The 16,303-nt window shown below is 58.1% G+C and carries 19 protein-coding genes; 11 read left to right on the forward strand and 8 right to left on the reverse strand.

Features of this window, described 5'->3' with window-relative positions; genetic code table 11:
• The first annotated feature begins 119 nt into the window (after positions 1-119).
• The gene (locus WC811_RS10395; RefSeq protein ID WP_372644060.1) at positions 120-1,964 is read left to right on the forward strand and encodes a CHASE3 domain-containing protein; all 1,845 of its coding nucleotides are present in this window, start codon (positions 120-122) and stop codon (positions 1,962-1,964) included.
• Between the two features lie 27 nt (positions 1,965-1,991).
• Here WC811_RS10395 and WC811_RS10400 read toward each other — a convergent pair whose 3' ends face one another.
• Positions 1,992-2,207: a 2TM domain-containing protein gene (locus tag WC811_RS10400; protein WP_372644063.1), complete on the reverse strand. Its 216-nt coding sequence runs from the start codon at positions 2,205-2,207 to the stop codon at positions 1,992-1,994.
• A 223-nt stretch (positions 2,208-2,430) separates the two neighbouring features.
• Here WC811_RS10400 and WC811_RS10405 point away from each other — a divergent pair, with 223 nt between their 5' ends.
• Positions 2,431-2,628, forward strand: coding sequence for a hypothetical protein (locus WC811_RS10405; protein WP_372644066.1), 198 nt, complete (start codon positions 2,431-2,433; stop codon positions 2,626-2,628).
• A 37-nt stretch (positions 2,629-2,665) separates the two neighbouring features.
• Here WC811_RS10405 and WC811_RS10410 read toward each other — a convergent pair whose 3' ends face one another.
• The gene (locus WC811_RS10410; protein ID WP_372644068.1) at positions 2,666-2,911 is read right to left on the reverse strand and encodes a hypothetical protein; all 246 of its coding nucleotides are present in this window, start codon (positions 2,909-2,911) and stop codon (positions 2,666-2,668) included.
• Positions 2,912-3,051: 140 nt separating this feature from the next.
• On the opposite strand from WC811_RS10410, the gene WC811_RS10415 reads away from it, so the two are divergent.
• Positions 3,052-3,459 (forward strand): NUDIX hydrolase, encoded by a 408-nt coding sequence (locus WC811_RS10415; RefSeq protein ID WP_372644071.1) that lies wholly within the window; start codon positions 3,052-3,054, stop codon positions 3,457-3,459.
• Here the strand turns inward: WC811_RS10415 and WC811_RS10420 are convergent.
• Positions 3,456-4,715: a DUF763 domain-containing protein gene (locus tag WC811_RS10420; RefSeq protein WP_372644073.1), complete on the reverse strand. Its 1,260-nt coding sequence runs from the start codon at positions 4,713-4,715 to the stop codon at positions 3,456-3,458. The two genes, WC811_RS10415 and WC811_RS10420, sit on opposite strands and share 4 nt — an antisense overlap.
• Before the next feature lie 465 nt (positions 4,716-5,180).
• Entirely contained in the window at positions 5,181-6,050 is an 870-nt protein-coding gene (locus WC811_RS10425; protein WP_372644076.1) for a hypothetical protein, read from the reverse strand.
• 245 nt (positions 6,051-6,295) lie between these two features.
• Between WC811_RS10425 and WC811_RS10430 the strand changes: the two genes are divergently transcribed.
• Positions 6,296-6,919 (forward strand): SH3 domain-containing protein, encoded by a 624-nt coding sequence (locus WC811_RS10430; protein WP_372644079.1) that lies wholly within the window; start codon positions 6,296-6,298, stop codon positions 6,917-6,919.
• A 161-nt stretch (positions 6,920-7,080) separates the two neighbouring features.
• Positions 7,081-7,680: a hypothetical protein gene (locus WC811_RS10435; RefSeq protein ID WP_372644082.1), complete on the forward strand. Its 600-nt coding sequence runs from the start codon at positions 7,081-7,083 to the stop codon at positions 7,678-7,680.
• Between the two features lie 30 nt (positions 7,681-7,710).
• On the opposite strand, the gene WC811_RS10440 is transcribed toward WC811_RS10435, so the two are convergent.
• The gene (locus WC811_RS10440) at positions 7,711-8,058 is read right to left on the reverse strand and encodes a hypothetical protein (RefSeq protein ID WP_372644085.1); all 348 of its coding nucleotides are present in this window, start codon (positions 8,056-8,058) and stop codon (positions 7,711-7,713) included.
• A gap of 253 nt (positions 8,059-8,311) precedes the next feature.
• Between WC811_RS10440 and WC811_RS10445 the strand changes: the two genes are divergently transcribed.
• Positions 8,312-8,569: a hypothetical protein gene (locus WC811_RS10445; protein ID WP_372644088.1), complete on the forward strand. Its 258-nt coding sequence runs from the start codon at positions 8,312-8,314 to the stop codon at positions 8,567-8,569.
• 163 nt (positions 8,570-8,732) lie between these two features.
• On the opposite strand, the gene WC811_RS10450 is transcribed toward WC811_RS10445, so the two are convergent.
• Complete coding sequence (locus tag WC811_RS10450; RefSeq protein WP_372644091.1) at positions 8,733-8,987, reverse strand: hypothetical protein; 255 nt, start codon at positions 8,985-8,987, stop codon at positions 8,733-8,735.
• Between the two features lie 488 nt (positions 8,988-9,475).
• Here WC811_RS10450 and WC811_RS10455 point away from each other — a divergent pair, with 488 nt between their 5' ends.
• The 4 genes from WC811_RS10455 (at position 9,476) to WC811_RS10470 (ending at position 12,544) form a co-directional block, all read left to right on the forward strand.
• Positions 9,476-9,718: a hypothetical protein gene (locus tag WC811_RS10455; RefSeq protein WP_372644094.1), complete on the forward strand. Its 243-nt coding sequence runs from the start codon at positions 9,476-9,478 to the stop codon at positions 9,716-9,718.
• A gap of 22 nt (positions 9,719-9,740) precedes the next feature.
• On the forward strand, positions 9,741-9,941 hold the full coding sequence (locus WC811_RS10460) for a hypothetical protein (protein WP_372644097.1): 201 nt from the start codon (positions 9,741-9,743) through the stop codon (positions 9,939-9,941).
• 177 nt (positions 9,942-10,118) lie between these two features.
• Positions 10,119-10,436 (forward strand): hypothetical protein, encoded by a 318-nt coding sequence (locus WC811_RS10465; RefSeq protein WP_372644099.1) that lies wholly within the window; start codon positions 10,119-10,121, stop codon positions 10,434-10,436.
• Between the two features lie 1,829 nt (positions 10,437-12,265).
• The gene (locus tag WC811_RS10470) at positions 12,266-12,544 is read left to right on the forward strand and encodes a hypothetical protein (RefSeq protein WP_372644101.1); all 279 of its coding nucleotides are present in this window, start codon (positions 12,266-12,268) and stop codon (positions 12,542-12,544) included.
• A gap of 80 nt (positions 12,545-12,624) precedes the next feature.
• On the opposite strand, the gene WC811_RS10475 is transcribed toward WC811_RS10470, so the two are convergent.
• Positions 12,625-12,771, reverse strand: a complete 147-nt coding sequence (locus WC811_RS10475) for a hypothetical protein (RefSeq protein WP_372644104.1) — start codon at positions 12,769-12,771, stop codon at positions 12,625-12,627.
• Between the two features lie 941 nt (positions 12,772-13,712).
• Entirely contained in the window at positions 13,713-15,470 is a 1,758-nt protein-coding gene (locus tag WC811_RS10480; protein ID WP_372644107.1) for a chloride channel protein, read from the reverse strand.
• Positions 15,471-15,667: 197 nt separating this feature from the next.
• On the opposite strand from WC811_RS10480, the gene WC811_RS10485 reads away from it, so the two are divergent.
• Entirely contained in the window at positions 15,668-16,144 is a 477-nt protein-coding gene (locus tag WC811_RS10485) for a MarR family winged helix-turn-helix transcriptional regulator (protein ID WP_372644110.1), read from the forward strand.
• Positions 16,145-16,303 lie beyond the last annotated feature (159 nt).

The raw sequence follows: 16,303 nt of genomic DNA on the forward strand, positions 1-16,303 counted from the left end.
ACCACAAACGACGATTGCGGCAAGCGCGGCGACACGTTTGGCGGCTTGTCTCAAGAGAACCTATTCCGAACGCTGCAACGCGGCTTGCCAGGTCATGGAATGAACAGGAAACGGTGACGATGCCCGCACTCAGTCACCCGATAAAAAAGCGCGTTCCGGAGGCGTCGGCTGTTGTCCTGTTGCTGCTCATCGGACTTGCCGTGTGGTTGGGTCTGCGGCTCGTAACGGAAACGGCCTGGGTTCGCCATACCCTCGATGTCCGGACAAAGATCGCTGATATCCGCTCGGACCTTCAGGCGGCCGAAATTGGGCAGCGCAGCTTTGTGCTGACGGGGGATGAGACCTTTCTCGAACCTCTCCGGCGCGAAAAAGCTAAGATCGGCACTGACTTCGACAATCTCGCGCAAGTCGTAGCCGACAATCCAAAAGAGCTTCTGGCCTTGGCGGATGCGCGGCCTCTGATCGAGCAGCGTCTTGAAACAGCGGAGCGGGCTGTGCTTCTCCGCCAACGCGGCGACATCGAAGGCTCGCGCGATCTGGTTATCGACAAGGATGGCCTTCGGCTCTCGCTAACCGCGAATAGCATTTTCGCGCAGATGATCGCAGAGGAAGAGCGCCTGCTTCAACTGAGAACCGAGCGTGCGGAACAGACGAGCAAGGGTGTCTCCATCGCGCTCTTCCTTGGCGTGCTTGGAACCATTGCGGCCTTCGGCGCCTGGATTATCGGCGCGCGGAAGTCTGCGGCGCAGCTCAGCGAGACAAACGCCGAGCTACGCCGGATGATCGCGCAACGCGAGGCCGCCGAGCGGCAAATTCGCCAGATGCAGAAGATGGAGGCCATCGGCCAGCTCACCGGCGGCATTGCTCACGACTTCAACAACATGCTCGCCGTCATCACGAGCGGCATCAGTCTGGCTCAGCGGCGTATCGCAAAGGGGCAGGGGGGTGTCGAGCAACTGCTCGAGGGCGCGCTCGACGGGGCGCATCGTGCGGCGCGGCTCATCAGCCGACTGCTTGCCTTTGCGCGGCAACAACCCCTCTCGCCGAAGGCGCTCGATGCGAACAAGTTCGTTGCGAGCCTATCGGAACTCATCTCGCGATCGCTCGGCAGCGATGTCCGAATGGAGACTGTCTTAGGCGGCGGGCTATGGCCGGTTTCCGTCGATTCCGCCCAGCTCGAAGCCAGCATTCTCAATTTGTGCGTCAACGCGCGCGACGCGATGCCAGAGGGAGGCCGGCTGACGCTCGAAACCGCGAACTGTCATCTCGACGAGAGATACAGCGCGCTGCATCCCGGCGTGCCCTCCGGCCAGTACATCCTGATTGCCGTGACCGATACGGGCTCCGGTATGGATCCCGCAATCGCCGAAAAGGCCTTCGAACCGTTCTTCACGACAAAGCCCGTCGGGAAGGGGACGGGCCTCGGATTGCCGCAGGTCTATGGGTTCGTGAAACAGTCGGGCGGCCACATCAAAATCTATTCGGAGCTTGGCCAGGGCACGACGGTGAAGATCTATCTGCCGCGCTATCGGGACGGCGTGGTAACGGCACCGACAGAAGTGGCGGCGCCTCCGTCCGTCGTCACCGGCAAAGAGACGGTGCTCCTCGTCGAGGACGACGCGACGCTGCTGGAGCTAACGACATCGGCTCTGCGCGAGATCGGGTATCGGGTCATCGCAGCGTCGCACGCCAACGAGGCGCTGGCTGTGCTAACGAAAGAGACGAGCGTCGATCTTCTTTTCACCGACATCGTCATGCCGGACATCAACGGCCGTAAGCTCGCGGATCAAGCGCGGTCTCTCCGCCCGGATCTCAAGGTTCTTTACATGACGGGCTTCACTCGCAACGCCATCGTGCACAACGGCGTGCTCGATGTCGGGGTGCACCTGCTCGTGAAGCCGTTTACGGTCAACGAACTCGCGCAGAAGGTGGAAGAAGCCCTGAACTCCACCGACGCCGGCTAACCTCCACCAACTCGAAGCCGTGCTTACTTACCGGCTCATGCGGGGAATTCCCCTGGCCGGCTTCACCGGTGCCTTGTACGCCGCATAGCCGTGCGCCGCGAGGCCGATCCCCCACCCGATAAGCGGCCAGAAAAACCAAAGATGCACCGGGTTCATGAGGTTGACGACGATCAATATCGCATTGACGATGACGTAGGCTATCAGATGGTATTTGAAGCCTTGATCTTGCAGCAACTTGTTCATCTCGATCTCCATCCCGTTCTCCGATTCATCAGCATGATGGCATTCGGGCGGTTCAACTCATATATATAGATATATAGATCCCATGACGATCGCGAATGGTTTACGGACGCTTTCAGCAGCTATCGATCGCTTTATTGAAACATTCGACCGACGACGGCGTTGATCCTGGTCAGTCGGCCGTCGGCCGCGAGACAGATTGTTCGACAAAGTTTGCGGAGATCCCATGAACCGGGAAAAATCGAAGGCGGAAGTTGATAAAGAACTCGACGAAGCTCTCGACGAGACCTTTCCGGCAAGCGACGCAATTGCAGTCGACCCGACCACCGACGATCCTATTCGCCCCGTCGACCGAAAGCCTCCTCTCATCGACAAACATCTCGTCGACAAGCTTTCGGAAAAATCCAAAGCGGAAAAGGGATAGCGCGCCGGATCGGATCGTCATTCCATCGTTTCTTGCCTTAACCGCCTTTATTTGGCGGCGAAACCGAATGGACCGGGGCAGAGGATTCCATCAGGCTCGAAGTGCCAGCGCGGGCCAAGAGATACCATCCGGCAAGCGCGATGCCGATAATGAGCACGATCATAACAAACAACGCGGAATTCGCTGTGGGGTGCACGGTATCCAAGCCGTCGTCGACGGAGCGGCGATGAGGTTCGAAATCCGTGATCATCAGCACATCCTCCGCGGCGACGGCCAACTCCACGACGATCGCTGTCCGGCAAACCGAGATGCGTCCAGAAAAGTTCCGATACGGTCCTGGACTGCACGTCGTTCAGTTATAATTGAGTTGATATCCGATAGGTTCGAACTGTATCGGACCCTTGAGTTGGGGGACGATCATTGATGGCCATACGGCAAGTTGGAGCTTTACCTTTACGGAAGGTGCGCGGCGGCGGCTTTGAAGTTCTTCTCGTGTCCTCAAGAGAAACCGGCCGGTGGGTAATCCCGAAAGGATGGCCGGCTAAGCGGCTCAGCGATCCCAAAGCGGCCGCACGGGAGGCCCGCCAGGAGGCGGGCGTCACCGGAAAGATCAGCGATACTCCGGTCGGCGGTTATCGCTATCGCAAGAAAATGGCCGATCAGACCGTCCGGGTCGTCGAGGTCGAGGTCTACGTCCTGTGGGTCAAAAAGCAGCGCAAGAGCTGGCTCGAAAAGGACCAACGCGTGCGCGCATGGTTCACGCAAGGCGATGCCGCGCGGAAGGTGCGAGAGCCACGCCTGAAAACTCTTATTTCGCAGTTTGGCGTCTAGCTGGAAGCCGTCTCGTCCGTTTCCGGACTTTCCGAACCGAACACCGAAAGCCCTCCGAATTCGGCAGAGCGCGCCCGCTCGCGTGCGATGTGCGTTTCGAGCGACGGGCCACGAGCCGAAGTTTCGAGCCGCCGCGACTGATCGTCGAGGCGCTTCAAAGCGGCGAGAAGCTCGCTGTTTCCGAGTTTCGCTTTTTGCATCGCCGACTTCAGGACCGTGATCGTTTCATCGTAGACCTTGATCGGCACTGGGAAAGGCTGGCGATCCTTGCCGCCCAGCGCCAGCGAAAATCTCCCCGGGTCTTGAAAGCGATACGGGGCGCCGTGCACGACTTCCGCGACCATCGCCAGCGATTGCACCGTCCGCGCCCCGACGCCCGGCGTCAACAGCAGCTCGGGAAAATCGACGGGGCCCTGCTCCGCCGCCGCCGCCAACGTTGCATGCAGGCGGCGCGTGAAGACATCACTTGAGCGCAGATCGTGATGGTCGGGCATGATGAGATGCAGCAGCGAGAGTTGTTCCGATGGCGGCGCGGCGGGCGAGTCCGGCTGTGACTGAGAAAGCAGTTCCTTTACGATGCGATCGGGGCCGAGGCTCGCGAGCAAATCAAGTTGCGCCGATCGCGATTTCTCGGCTCTGCGGTCCGTCAGATTGATGATCTCGCCCTGTGCCGGACCTTCGATCGCTGCATGAGGTTGATCGACAAAGCTCGATAGCGATCCGGAATGCCAATGGTAACGGCGGGCCTGGCGCTTCTCGCCGTTCATGCCTTGCTGCACGACGGTCCAGCGGCCTTCGCGGGTGACGAAGAAACCGTGGAGATAGAGATCGAAGCCGTCCTGAACCGCAGCGCTATCGACTTTTGCAACAAGCCGGCTGGCACGTATCAGACCTTCCGAATCGACGCCGACACGGTCGCCGAGCACACTCAATTCGTCGGGGGTTCGCCGGGAGTGGCGGCCGCGTCCGCCGCAAACGTAGATGCCCAGTTCATCTTTCAGCGGATCGAGGCCGCGCTTCAACGCGCCGATGACGCTCGTTGTGATTCCGGAGGAATGCCAATCCATTCCCATGACGGAGCCGAACGACTGAAACCAGAATGGATGAGCCAAGCGGCAGAGAAGCTCGTCGCGGCCGTAGTGTTCGACGATGGCTTGGCAGATGACCGATCCAAGCGTCGCCATACGCCCCGCGAGCCACGCAGGGACGCGGCCATTGTGGAGTGGAAGATCAGCGCTTCCCGTTCGACGAGCCATGGAATCGTCATCGCATGTTCGGCCGCGAACCGTCAAACAGTGGTGCGCGAACTGCGAAGAGTTGCAGCGCCCGCCCTATCTGCTCGCGCGCGAAACCTGATGATCTTGGTTTTGGGGAAACAGCGTCAACACGGGATGATGATGTTGCAGGCGATCCATTTGACTTCTGATATACGTGACGGAAGCCATTGGGCGCGACGGCCGCGCGGGTATAGCCGACAGATTCAAATCGCGAATCGCGCGCTCGAACGCGGCTTCATGTTTGGCCTTCTTTTCCAAGCGGGACGCACGTGCTCGCCGCGTGAATTCGCTCAGTTTCATATATCAATCCCATCATGCCAATCGGAGCACCGGGGGGATCACTCCAACGCCGATGCTCCTTGAGTGACGGAGCCATAGCCCCATCCGCAAATCTAACGCACGCGCCGACTTCGCAGTTCCGTTGGGGCGCCGCGTGTCGCACGTTTAGCGGTGGCTGCTGCTCATGGAATGATGGCTCATCGTCGAAGAACTTCCTCCGAAATTTGACCTTAATGCGCTCGGTCCGATTGAATTCGATCCGACCGATGCGGAAGCGAATGACGATCTGATTATCCGCGAGGAAGAACTCGGCGACCGCATGAATGCCGATGCCCCGATCGCGGTCGGACCCGACGACATCGTCTCGACCGGGCTTGAACTTTTCACCGCGTCCGAGCCAATCAATGGCCCCATCGAGGTCGAACTCGAGCCGACTCTACGTGACGATAGTCCACTTCCAATATGCGCACTCTGAAGAGACGTTAGAAAGGCTTGCGTCGAAGCGGGCTCCGAGATCGCGGCCGGATACACAATTGTGGATGTCGGTGACGGGATGGATGAACCGAGCGACGATGGAGACGTCGTCGATGTCGTTCCTTGAACGGCATTGAGCGACACGCCTGCTGCCGTCGGCGTTAGTTGCGGCGTATCTGGGCTCAATGAGGCTGCTTGCGAACTCGACGGATCGATTTCCAACTGTTGCTCGCTCGGCGCCGACACATCGAGCCGGTTCGTTTCTATCGGCGGCTGGATGAATGTCGTCGGCACTTCCGAACTCGATTGCGTGGCGTCGGAACTCGAAGACTGAGTTTGGCCTGTGACCGGATTGATCGGTGCCGGTGTCAACGGGCTGCCGGTGCCGTCCTGGGGCGTCAGCGGGCTGCTCGTGTCCGGTTGAGGCTGCGGCGGGGTCTGCGCCTGCGGGAGGGTCGTCGCATCTTGAGCCGACGCGACCGGCGCCATTACGATAATCCCCGCGACGATCAGGGCTCCGACGACCGGGGCGCCGACACGCGTTGCCAATAATTTTCTCATAATTTTCGATTCCTTGGGAGTTCGGGGGCTCACTCGACATAGGAACCGCGTTCAATATTCCTAGTTCCCTCGGGGACAGCGCGATTTCGAATGCCTTATATGCCGCATCATGAGCCCGGCGCGGTTGGCCGGACCGGCCAACGTCCTACTAACGAACGACATGCGGGGGCGGCCGAAAACAGGACCAGTCATCACCCTGCCATGGTTTCGTACTGAACAGGTCGAACAATTCGACAGGAGCAATGATGAGAATAAGAAAGCTAGCGGGAGCCGTTGCGGTCTTCTTGACGCTCGGTGCCGCGGCGGCTGAAGCCCTACCCGGCTACAGCACGGCCAACGTCAATATGAGAACCGGTCCCGACACCGACTTCCCGAGCGTCGGCGTGATCCCCGAGGGCGATCCGATCGATGTTTGGGGCTGCCTTCGCGATGAATCCTGGTGCGACGTGCAGTGGGCGGGCAACCGCGGCTGGGTCTACAGCGAGTACCTGGGGTTTGATTATCACGGGCAGACGGCGCTTCTGCCGGATGTCGGCATCGCTGCTTTTGGCATTCCGGTCGTTGCCTTTGCGGCGGCTGATTACTGGAACCGATATTACGTCGGCCGGCCTTGGTACGCCGACCGGCAGCGTTGGTACGGCTTCAAAGTTTATGCTCGACCGGGTTGGCGCGCCCCGCCGCCAGGAGCCCGCAGGCCGGGCTGGTGGCGTACGGATGGATATCGCCCGCCGAACGGGATGAAGCCGCCGCCGGGCCAAGGTTGGCGACGCCCGGATCATCGCGGCAATGACCGGCGTTTTGATAATAATCGCCCGAATGATAGGCGGGATGATCGACGCGATGATCGGCGCACCGACGACCGTCGCTGACGTTCGTTATCGGCTCGATTGCAGATAGAAAGCGCTTGGACGGCAAAGCCTCCGAGCGCTTTTCTTTTTTGGCCGATAATAACGTCCGGCTGAGACTACCGGCCTTTCTGTTGCCCTGCTTTCGTTGACTGATTGTATCCGGGGAGCAAGGGGCACGACCGATGAGACCCATTGCATCAAGATTGCTGTTGGCATTTGCGTTGATCGGCGGATACGGCGCGCCACTCTTGGCTGATGACGTTCCGTCAAACGCTGGTGTCCAAACGTCCGGTACGTCGTTGCCGGCTTTCGTGCCGCCGCCACGGCGCGGCAATTATACGACCGCCGTCAACGACAACAGCGAATCGGCTTCGCGCCATGCCGCGGAAGCCTTGAGCGCGAAATTTTCCGACATCACGACGAGTTCGATTTCACATGAGGATCGGGCGCCGACCGCGATGCCGATCGCGGCGGAGGATCCGCCTCACGTCGTCACCGAACGCCAAGACGTAGCGCAGCGCGAAGCCGGGCGATCCATCACGCTCGCGTCCAATCAGAGCGACACGGGCCGAAGCGAAGCCGGGAAAAGCGCGAAAGACTCCGAGATAACACCACATCGTTCCAATACGGCCGGGGCCGCGCATCGGATTCCTCGCGCCGCGGTCCGCAAGTCTTCGTCGGCGCCACCTCGCAGTGAAAGCGGACCGAATGCAACGCTTGCCGCGGTCGGCCAGAAGGTCAGTATTCTCGATCTCTTGACCAACCCGGCTTTATGGCACTGAGCGGCGGGCACGAAAGCGGGTCTAAGCCCATCAATTGCTGCGGGCGCGGGAATTGCGCGGACGCGCCGCTTTTTGCAACCCGGCAATCCTGATTTTCCAATTGCTCGATGTTTGCATTTCTCGCGCGCCGAGCAAATCGCCGGTGCCGAATATCGCCTCACGGAACCTTCCCGTATCGCGCTCTCCGCGATCCGCGAGCGTGCATACGCGTTGCACGACGTCGTCGGTCGAGAGGTCCGGCCGATGCTTGCGCGCTTCGGTCAAAATATCGTTCAAGATTCGAACGAGAGACTTCAACTCATCCGAGCTGTAACTGCCGTGCATACAAATGTCCCAGAGAAAACAACCGCCGGAGCCGCCATTGCGGCCGGCCGTCATAACGGGGCGAACTTCGAAATTTCTGCCCCGCCTCGACAAACTCCGGTGTGCGATCGCGGTTCCTTCAGATTGGGTCGTGCTCAATGCGGGGAGCGAATACCCCCGAGTCCTCCGCGTAACACTTGCGGCAACAACCGGAGTCCGGCCACCGCAAACGCTGGTGATACGTCGCAAGTTTTTAAGACGCGCCTCCCCGACGCATGCCAGCATGAGGTCGGTCTGATCCTCTGTTGCTGATGCGGAAGGTGAGCAGATGGGAAATCTGGTTCTTCTAAGTGGTGAGCGCGCAAAGAAAGAGTTGGAAGAAAAGCAGCGAATTATCGTTGGCCTTAAAGAGCTTCTGGCACGCGCTGAATGCGGAGAGCTCAAGGCGATCTGTTACGCGAGCGTCGATGGCGACGGACAAAACGTAACGCTCGGTATTCTGCAGGACGATAAGACCGGTCTTCATGAGTTAATCGGCTTGTCGCAGATGCTGAGCGATGCGATTTTACAAAGCGCGCGGGACTAAGCGCGTTTCCGCCGCTCGGCCTAACGCTGCGCGACCGAAGTGCGCGGCGTTTATGATCCCGTATTCGCCGTATCGGCATGACGGGGGAAGAAGAGTTATTTTCTTTCAGACGAAATAATAGAATCAGGTGCGAGACGAGCGCCGCGCACCTGATGCGCGGGTTTTAGCCGACCTGCTTCTTGGCGTGCTTCGTAGCGACGTGCTTCTTCGTGGTGTGCTTGGAAGCAACGTGCTTCTTGGTGACGTGCTTCGAGGCGACATGCTTCTTCGTGACGTGCTTTGCAGCAACGTGCTTGTGGGCAACGTGCTTAGCGGCGTGATGATGATGATGGACGGGTTTTGCTTCCGTCGCGCTAGCAACGCCAGCGCCGAGCATCATTGCAACTGCGGCCAAAGCCACTGTCAGGGTCGTCTTCATTGTGGGGCTCCTTGAAGTTTTACAACGTCTGCTGACGTTGCTTCGTGGGCTCCTGGTACCCCGTTCATCCTGTCATCAAGATGAACAAACTGCCGGAATCGCCATACGTTTTCGTAAGGAGCATAACTGTGGCGGGCACCCGCTATTGCGCTCGCAATCGGGTTGTAGCTGGGTTTCGGAGCGAATTATTATTGTCGGCGGGCTTGACCGGTGCGACCCAAATCAGATTGCTTAACAAATGCCGACAACAGCGCGTGTGCTGAGTAGTTGTTGCCCCTGGATCTACAGGGTCAACCTCTACCCCGGAGGTGTCATCGGCAACAGGCGGAACCGCGCCGTCCCCAATTGGTTCTGCCATGAGCGAGAAGCTCAACGAAGAGAGCGGTGAGCAACACCGCTCTCTTCTGCATTTATGGGTCCCCTAAGGCGATCCGGAACCCTCTGACAACGTGAGCGGTTTATCTCCAAAGGCGTTTGGAGAATAGGGCATGGCGTTGGATCATGATCGCGATTTCATCGGTGTCGCCGAGGAAGCAGAAGCGCGCCAAGCGGCGCGCCGTGTGTATTTCATTGGCGGCGTCGTCGCGCTGCTTCTCGGCATCGGTCTGGTGTCGCTGCTCATTTACGGACCCATTCTTATGGACAACGGCGTCGTCGAACTGACCACGCCGCCAGCCGTTGTCGGGCCGGTAGCGCCGACGCCTACTCCGACTCCCGGCGCCCCCCAATAGAAGCTGTAGAAGGAGGCTCTCAATGGCATTTTGGAACGACGGCCGAGGCGTCGACGATCTGGTGACAGCGAGCGACCGAACATTGAACGTGCTCGTTATCGTTTTGCTGGCCGCCTTCGCGCTCGGATCCGGGTCATACTATTATGGCCAGATGAACCCGAGGGTGGCGACGCCTTCACATACCGAAGCTCCGCCGGTACCCCCGTCCGCCGGGCAGCGCTGATCGGGCGGAAGCGGGCCAAAACAGAAGCGGCTAAATCCGTCTTCTTTTGGCGCGTTCATTTGCCGACTGGAAACCTCTCTCCGAAATAGAGGCGCCGTCAGGCCGGCCGATAGGCCGACCGAAATGTTTTCACCCGATACTCGCGGTCAAAACAGGCGCCTCACTCGGAGATACGTCGTGAAGACATTCGTAATTGTTGCCGTCGGCGCGAGCCTTTTGCTCGTGGACGGGGCGATGGCCGGTCCGTTCGTTCCGGCCGGTCTCTCGCACCATTCGTTGGCGGAAAAGACGCATTGGGTTCGCAGGAGATGGGCGGGCTACAGCGGGCCGCCCTATGGCATTCAATACTCTCGCGCATACAGCTATGCGTTTGATTCGAGCTACTACCGTTCGGGATATGCAGGCTGCGTCGGCGTACAGCATATGTGTGCCAGCCGCTGGGGCTGGGCCGGTTCAGCCTATCGCCGCTGCCTTTCAGACCATCGCTGGTGCTAGTCGGCGCGACAAGGCGTTAACCGTCCACGGTTGCATACCAGCGGACGCCGCGGGCCGACGGACCGCGTCGACGTTTTACTGTCTCTTTCGCCAGTTTCCATGGAACCCGGAATAAGGCACGCTTGTTGCACGCTGGAGTAAAGCACCGTGTACAGGCGAGCCGACTGCCATGTTTCGAGACAACGTCATTTGGGTTGATTTTCGTTTTTCGAAAGATATTCGCAGCAAGCAAGTTCTGTCGTTCGCGGAACGCATAGAGGCGAGTTCAGCGCGCACGCAAAGGCACCTTCAAGCGTCCAACAGCACACTCGCAGTTATTCGGCTGATGCTCGACAGTGAGCCGCGGATTCCGGGCCGAGGGCGATAGGCCGCAAGGCCTTCCAACGGCTTCCTGCGCTCCGGATAGACGACATCGGAGGGCCGTATTCCCAACTGTGGGAATTGAGAGGGCTCTAGCCTATTGCCGGAAAAGATGATCGGAACATTCAACGCTTTCACCGCGTCGTAGAAATCCAGCGTGTCTGTTTCAACGCTGAACTCGATGACAACGGTTTGAGTTTTCGTGGATTGCATAAACGCCAGCGCAGTCGAGAAAGCTTCGAATGCGTGGGCTATCGAGCGGTCCCAATGAGCCGCGCTTCCGTCGTCCGCCCTTCGATTGCTCGAGCGCCCGACAATGACGATAGCTTTGAGATCGTCCCCCACGTCGCACCAATGGCCCTTTTGGCTATCGCGTTTAATCTGCAATCCTCGTGGGCAGTCTATCGCCAGACCCCTCGCTGCCAATTCACAACCCAGTTCGCCCGCAAGATAACTGTGGGCAAGCTGTGGACAGTCAAGATTGGAGGCGCGCAGTCACCGTGTGCGATGTGGGTGGTCGCAAGACTGCGACCGCGACGGACTTGTCGTCGCCACTTTCCGAGCGCTGAATGTCGAGGTCGCTTACAGCAGCAGATGTACTGCGTAGTTGTTGGGTCGAACGCTCTTTACCGGGCGCGGCGACGAACGGAATGGCAATGACATTCTGTCAAAGGGCGGTAGCCTGAGAGGAGCGATGGAAACGTCGCTCCTTTTGCTTTTTTGCTACGGCCAGTGTCGCGACACACCGGATCGGCGGCAACTTGCAAGGTACGGGCTGGTGATCGGCGATGTGCGGGCCGTTATTGCATCGGCCCTCGGCGCGCAGACGGTCACAACGACCGTAGAAGGGGCGAGCGTTACGACGTTAGCCTGCGCTAACCACCGATCGGTCCATAACAGCATATTTCTGGCTTTTCACTTTTAGCCGAAATCTCCGTCCCGCCAAATTGCGGCAAAGAGTTCCGCGTAATGCATCTGCATTGCTCCTGTCGGCGGGATGAGAGGCTTTTCATGAAGACCAATTTGGCCATCGGAATTGCTTGTTTGCTGATATCGATTTTGCTCAGCGGCGTCGCTGGCGTCTATGCAGCAACAAATACCTCGGCCGCTTTGGCTGTGGCACTCACGGCGTGTTTTGCGCTCCTCGCAGGAGTGAAATGGATCGCCGGCGGCCGCTAGGTGTTTTGCTCCTTTGCGGCTGAACTCGCAAAAAAGAAGGCGGACACCTTGCGATGTCCGCCGTTCCACTACGCACAACTGGATAGGGGAGGCTACCGGCTAAATGCCTAACAAATCCTTCGCGGTACTCAGCTGCTTGGCATTTGGAAAAGCTGTTCAAAAGCGGTGAGTTGTCTGTGGGCGAGTCCGAAAATATACATCGGAAAAACTCGGAACCTGATTCCGTCGCAATGGTTCGCATGATTCGAGACGGGGGCGATCTCGAAGGACTATCGTGAGGGTTGATCAGAATGCACGGCTACACATTGCAAGAATTGGAGTCGTTCTACGACCTCCTCGACGGAATGGTTACAGAGGTCGCGGAGCGTGAACTGAAGCTTCCAGTCTACGACATGATCCAACGTCTCTTCGAGGCCGCAGACCGGGGCGAACGCGACGAAGGGCGATTGCGGCGAGCCATTTTGAGAAGCTTTGTCGCGCCTGATGCTGTGCAATTGACGTCGGAGTTTAGCCAACGCTACGGCCAGTCGGCCATTCAGCGGCGCGACGACTCTAAGGAAGCAGCTTGAATTACATAGAAATGAAATGGGCCGTGGCCAACGGATGGCCCGCCCGAACAGGGACCACACTCGGGCCTTTCTGAACCAATCTAAGCCGCAATTCTCAATGCGGCGATGCGAAGCTTGCCCCGATCGCGCTCGCCGTGCTCCGCGAGGTCGAACATACGCTCGATAATGTCGTCCACATCGATGTTCGGTGACGATTGTCCGGCTTTCGCGATGATCTCGTTCAACACACACCGAAGTTCTTTCAACTCATGGGAGCTTGTATGTGCAGATCGTCATTTAAAGTCCCCGAGGCGCGCCGAGAACGTTCTGCGTTTGGTGTTGTGAGAGTAAGCGCCATGCCCGGACATTTTGCGGCGACCTCTACGGATCGGCTTCGGAGTCGGGGGAAGCGAATATCAATTTAGATCGCGCGGCACCCCATCGCAATTTATTCACCGCAAGCGGAGTAACCTAATTAGAAAATTTTATTTGTAAATCAGTTGGTTGTGGGGGCCCTCAACTGCCGCTACCGAGACACCCGCGCACGGGGAAAGTTCGATTTCCAGATGTCGGGATAATCAAGCTGAAAAGCAATCCTATCACTCGTAGCGAAGCGAAGACCAACTACGGCAGCCTCTCTCTTCAATTTTCGATAGTTCGAAGTCCGCTCGGCAGACGAAGACGCGCCACGACCGGATGTAGGACGACGCATGTCCGCTTTCTCCGCAAAGCGAAAACCGAGCTCAAAAACTTCGTATTTATGGCCGGGTTCAACCACTCAAAGGGAACGCTGAAAACCAAATCGAGATTGTACCCTCCCCTGCCCCGCGAAGTATTTCCATGATCTCATCTAAGTTATTGACAATTATAATAATTTCTTGGTTGCGGGGGCCCGATTACGCTTTGGCAGTGCATGCCCTTCATGACCTTTGCGGCGTAGCGTTGTATCGTCCTAATCGCTTATTAATCGAAGGTGCCCCACGCAGCCCTTCTCCCAACTCGGCCGAGCGTGCGTGCCGTCCCGGTCATGCATTTTTTTTCAGTGCGCTATGGCCCAAAATCCCAGAAGCGGAAGTCGTTGATAGCTGCCGGATCGGATTGGGCTCAATCAATGCATCTGTCTGCTATCAAGTTGAGAGCGGCCGTCCGATGCTCCCTGCCAGTGCTTGCTTATGACCGTAAACGGACTTCATGGCATAATGCGCGATAAGGTTCTCAATTTCCCCGTATGAGAAGGCACTTGAGATCCTATAATATCTTTCCAGCTGAGGTAACCAACAAGGCAGCCATCGTTGCGCGCCACGACCGGCAAGTGCGCGACGTTCGCTGAATTCATTTTCTCAACGACGGTCGTCAAGTATTCGTCGGGGTGAGTAATTGTGGGGCTCGTGCCATCGAGAAGCTGAGCTAGCGCGGCAGTCCTTTGATGCCCTTCACGACGCCAGCGGATGATCGCTGGAGGATCAATCATCCCCAATACGCGCATTTGCCTGTCGACAACCGGAAAGGTTGGATGTGTCGTTGACGGATCGACCAGAAGGGCGGCAGCGCCACGTAAAGTCATTGAACCCGGTACGGTCTGAACGTCTTTGGTCATTACATCCGAAACGCGCGTCAGGGCAAATGAGCTGACGTGATATTCGCAGAGCACGTGGTGCCCTCGCCGCGCTAGCCGTTCCGTCATGATAGAACGGCGCATCAAGAGCACCGTGACGCTGTACGAGGCGACGCAGGCCGTCATGATCGGCAGGAAGCAGTGGGTGGCACCGGTAAGCTCCACGGCGAAGAAAGTCGCGCTCAGAGGAACGCGCATGGTGCCTGCCATGGTCGCGGCCATTGCAAGGAGCGGCCAGAACCCCGCTGCTTCCGGCGGCATGAGCATCGTCAAGCACATCCCCATAGCGCCACCGATGATCAGCAGCGGAGCGAGTACGCCTCCAGAGGTTCCGGAGCCGAGCGCGATGCCCCAGATAGCGGTCTTGACCAGCAGAAGTGAAAGTGCGCTTGAGGTGGTCAGGTCGCCCTTGAGCAGGTGATCGATATTGTCATAGCCGACGCTGAGTGCGCGCGGATCGATAAGTCCGCCGATGCCGACGAACAAGCCCCCGATTGCCGGCCACCACATCCAATGGATGGGGAGCCTGGCGAAGGCATCCTCGGCTGCGTAGATCAGCTTCGAAAGGCAAACGGAGAGTAAGCCGGCAAGCACTCCGATGAGAGCCCACGCGAGCAATCCTGTGGTTGAGATTTGTGCTTCGCCCGAAAACGGGAACAAAGGCGATGGCATGTGGAGATACGTGCGCTCCACCATCGCGACGATGGCCCCCACAACGACGGGAATGAAACTGCGGGGTGCCCATTCGAATAGGAGGAGCTCGACCGCAAGCATAATCGCAGCAATGGGCGTTCCAAATACCGTCGTCATCCCAGCTGCGGCACCGGCGACGAGAAGCGTCTTTCGCTCGGCATCGCTGACCGGAAGCATCTGGGCGATGAGGGATCCGATCGCTCCGCCCGTCATGATAATCGGACCTTCCGCCCCAAAGGGACCGCCGGTCCCGATGGAGATGGCTGAGGAAATCGGTTTCAAAACAGCGACTTTCGCGCTGAGTCGCGATCGCCCGAGGAGAATGGCTTCAAGCGCTTCCGGTATTCCGTGACCACGAATTTTCTCGCTGCCGAAACGCGCCATGAGACCAATGATGAGCGCACCTGTCACGGGGATCAGAACGGACGCCGCTCCGAGCGGGGTTTGTCCGATTGTGTTCTGGCCAAACGACCACTCGCCGAAATACGCGACATTCGTACAGAGGCGAATGAGGGCAAGCAGAGCAACACTGCAGGCCACGCTGGTAGATGCCACTAAAATAGCAATCGCGGCGATGACGAGCACGCGAGGGTTTAGGGTAAAATCGCCAAGTCTGCGATCGATCTCTATGGGTTTCATTCCGTCTCGAGACTGGATCCTTGTTTCCGGAGTAGCACCAGATTAATATCGCAATACGATATTAATGCAAGGATGATCAGCTGCCACGACAAAGCTGGGCACTTAGAGAAGTGAGCTGTCGTGAAGCCCTCCCGTTGACCAATGGCGCTCCGGCTCTATTGTGCGTGTGAGGTGAGTTATTCAGGAAAGATCTAGTTGTGAACGAAAGCCGCCCGGAGGCCAGGTCATCTCCGACGCGTAGAGGCTTGGCAAAGCACGCCGCCATCACGAAGACGAATTACGAAGCACTCGCGGAATTCCGCTATGCGCTCCGCAAATTTTTAGCCTTCAGTGAGGCTGCTGCGTCTGAGGCTGGCCTGACTCCACAGCAGCATCAGGCCCTTCTTTCCATCAAAGGGGCGCCAAGGGCTGACTGGCTCAGTATCAGCCAAATTGCTGAGCGTTTGCTCGTCCGGCATCATACGGCTGTCGAACTTGTCGATCGATTGGCGAAACTCGGGCTCGTGGTCAGGAAAGCGGATCCGGACGATGGTCGCCGAATCCAGGTTCATGTGACGAAAGAGGGCGAAGAGGCCTTGCGGGTACTTTCTGTTAATCACATTGAAGAATTGAAAAGCATACGCCCAACTCTCCGAAAGCTCCTGAGACAGTTTGCCGGCGAGCAGAGCCGATGAGCGTCTTAGATGATGAAATACCCGGATGCGTTGAGAGAACGCACCCGGGCCTGGGACGTACTTGCCCTTATGAAGAGAAAGCAAGCACGATACCTCGTTACCAGTACGGTATGTAAGAATAAAGATCGTAGAGCGATATTTCTAACACCTAGAAATCGC

Origin of the sequence: Hyphomicrobium sp., from assembly GCF_041659645.1 — a bacterium.
Classification (GTDB): Bacteria; Pseudomonadota; Alphaproteobacteria; order Rhizobiales; family Hyphomicrobiaceae; genus Hyphomicrobium_B.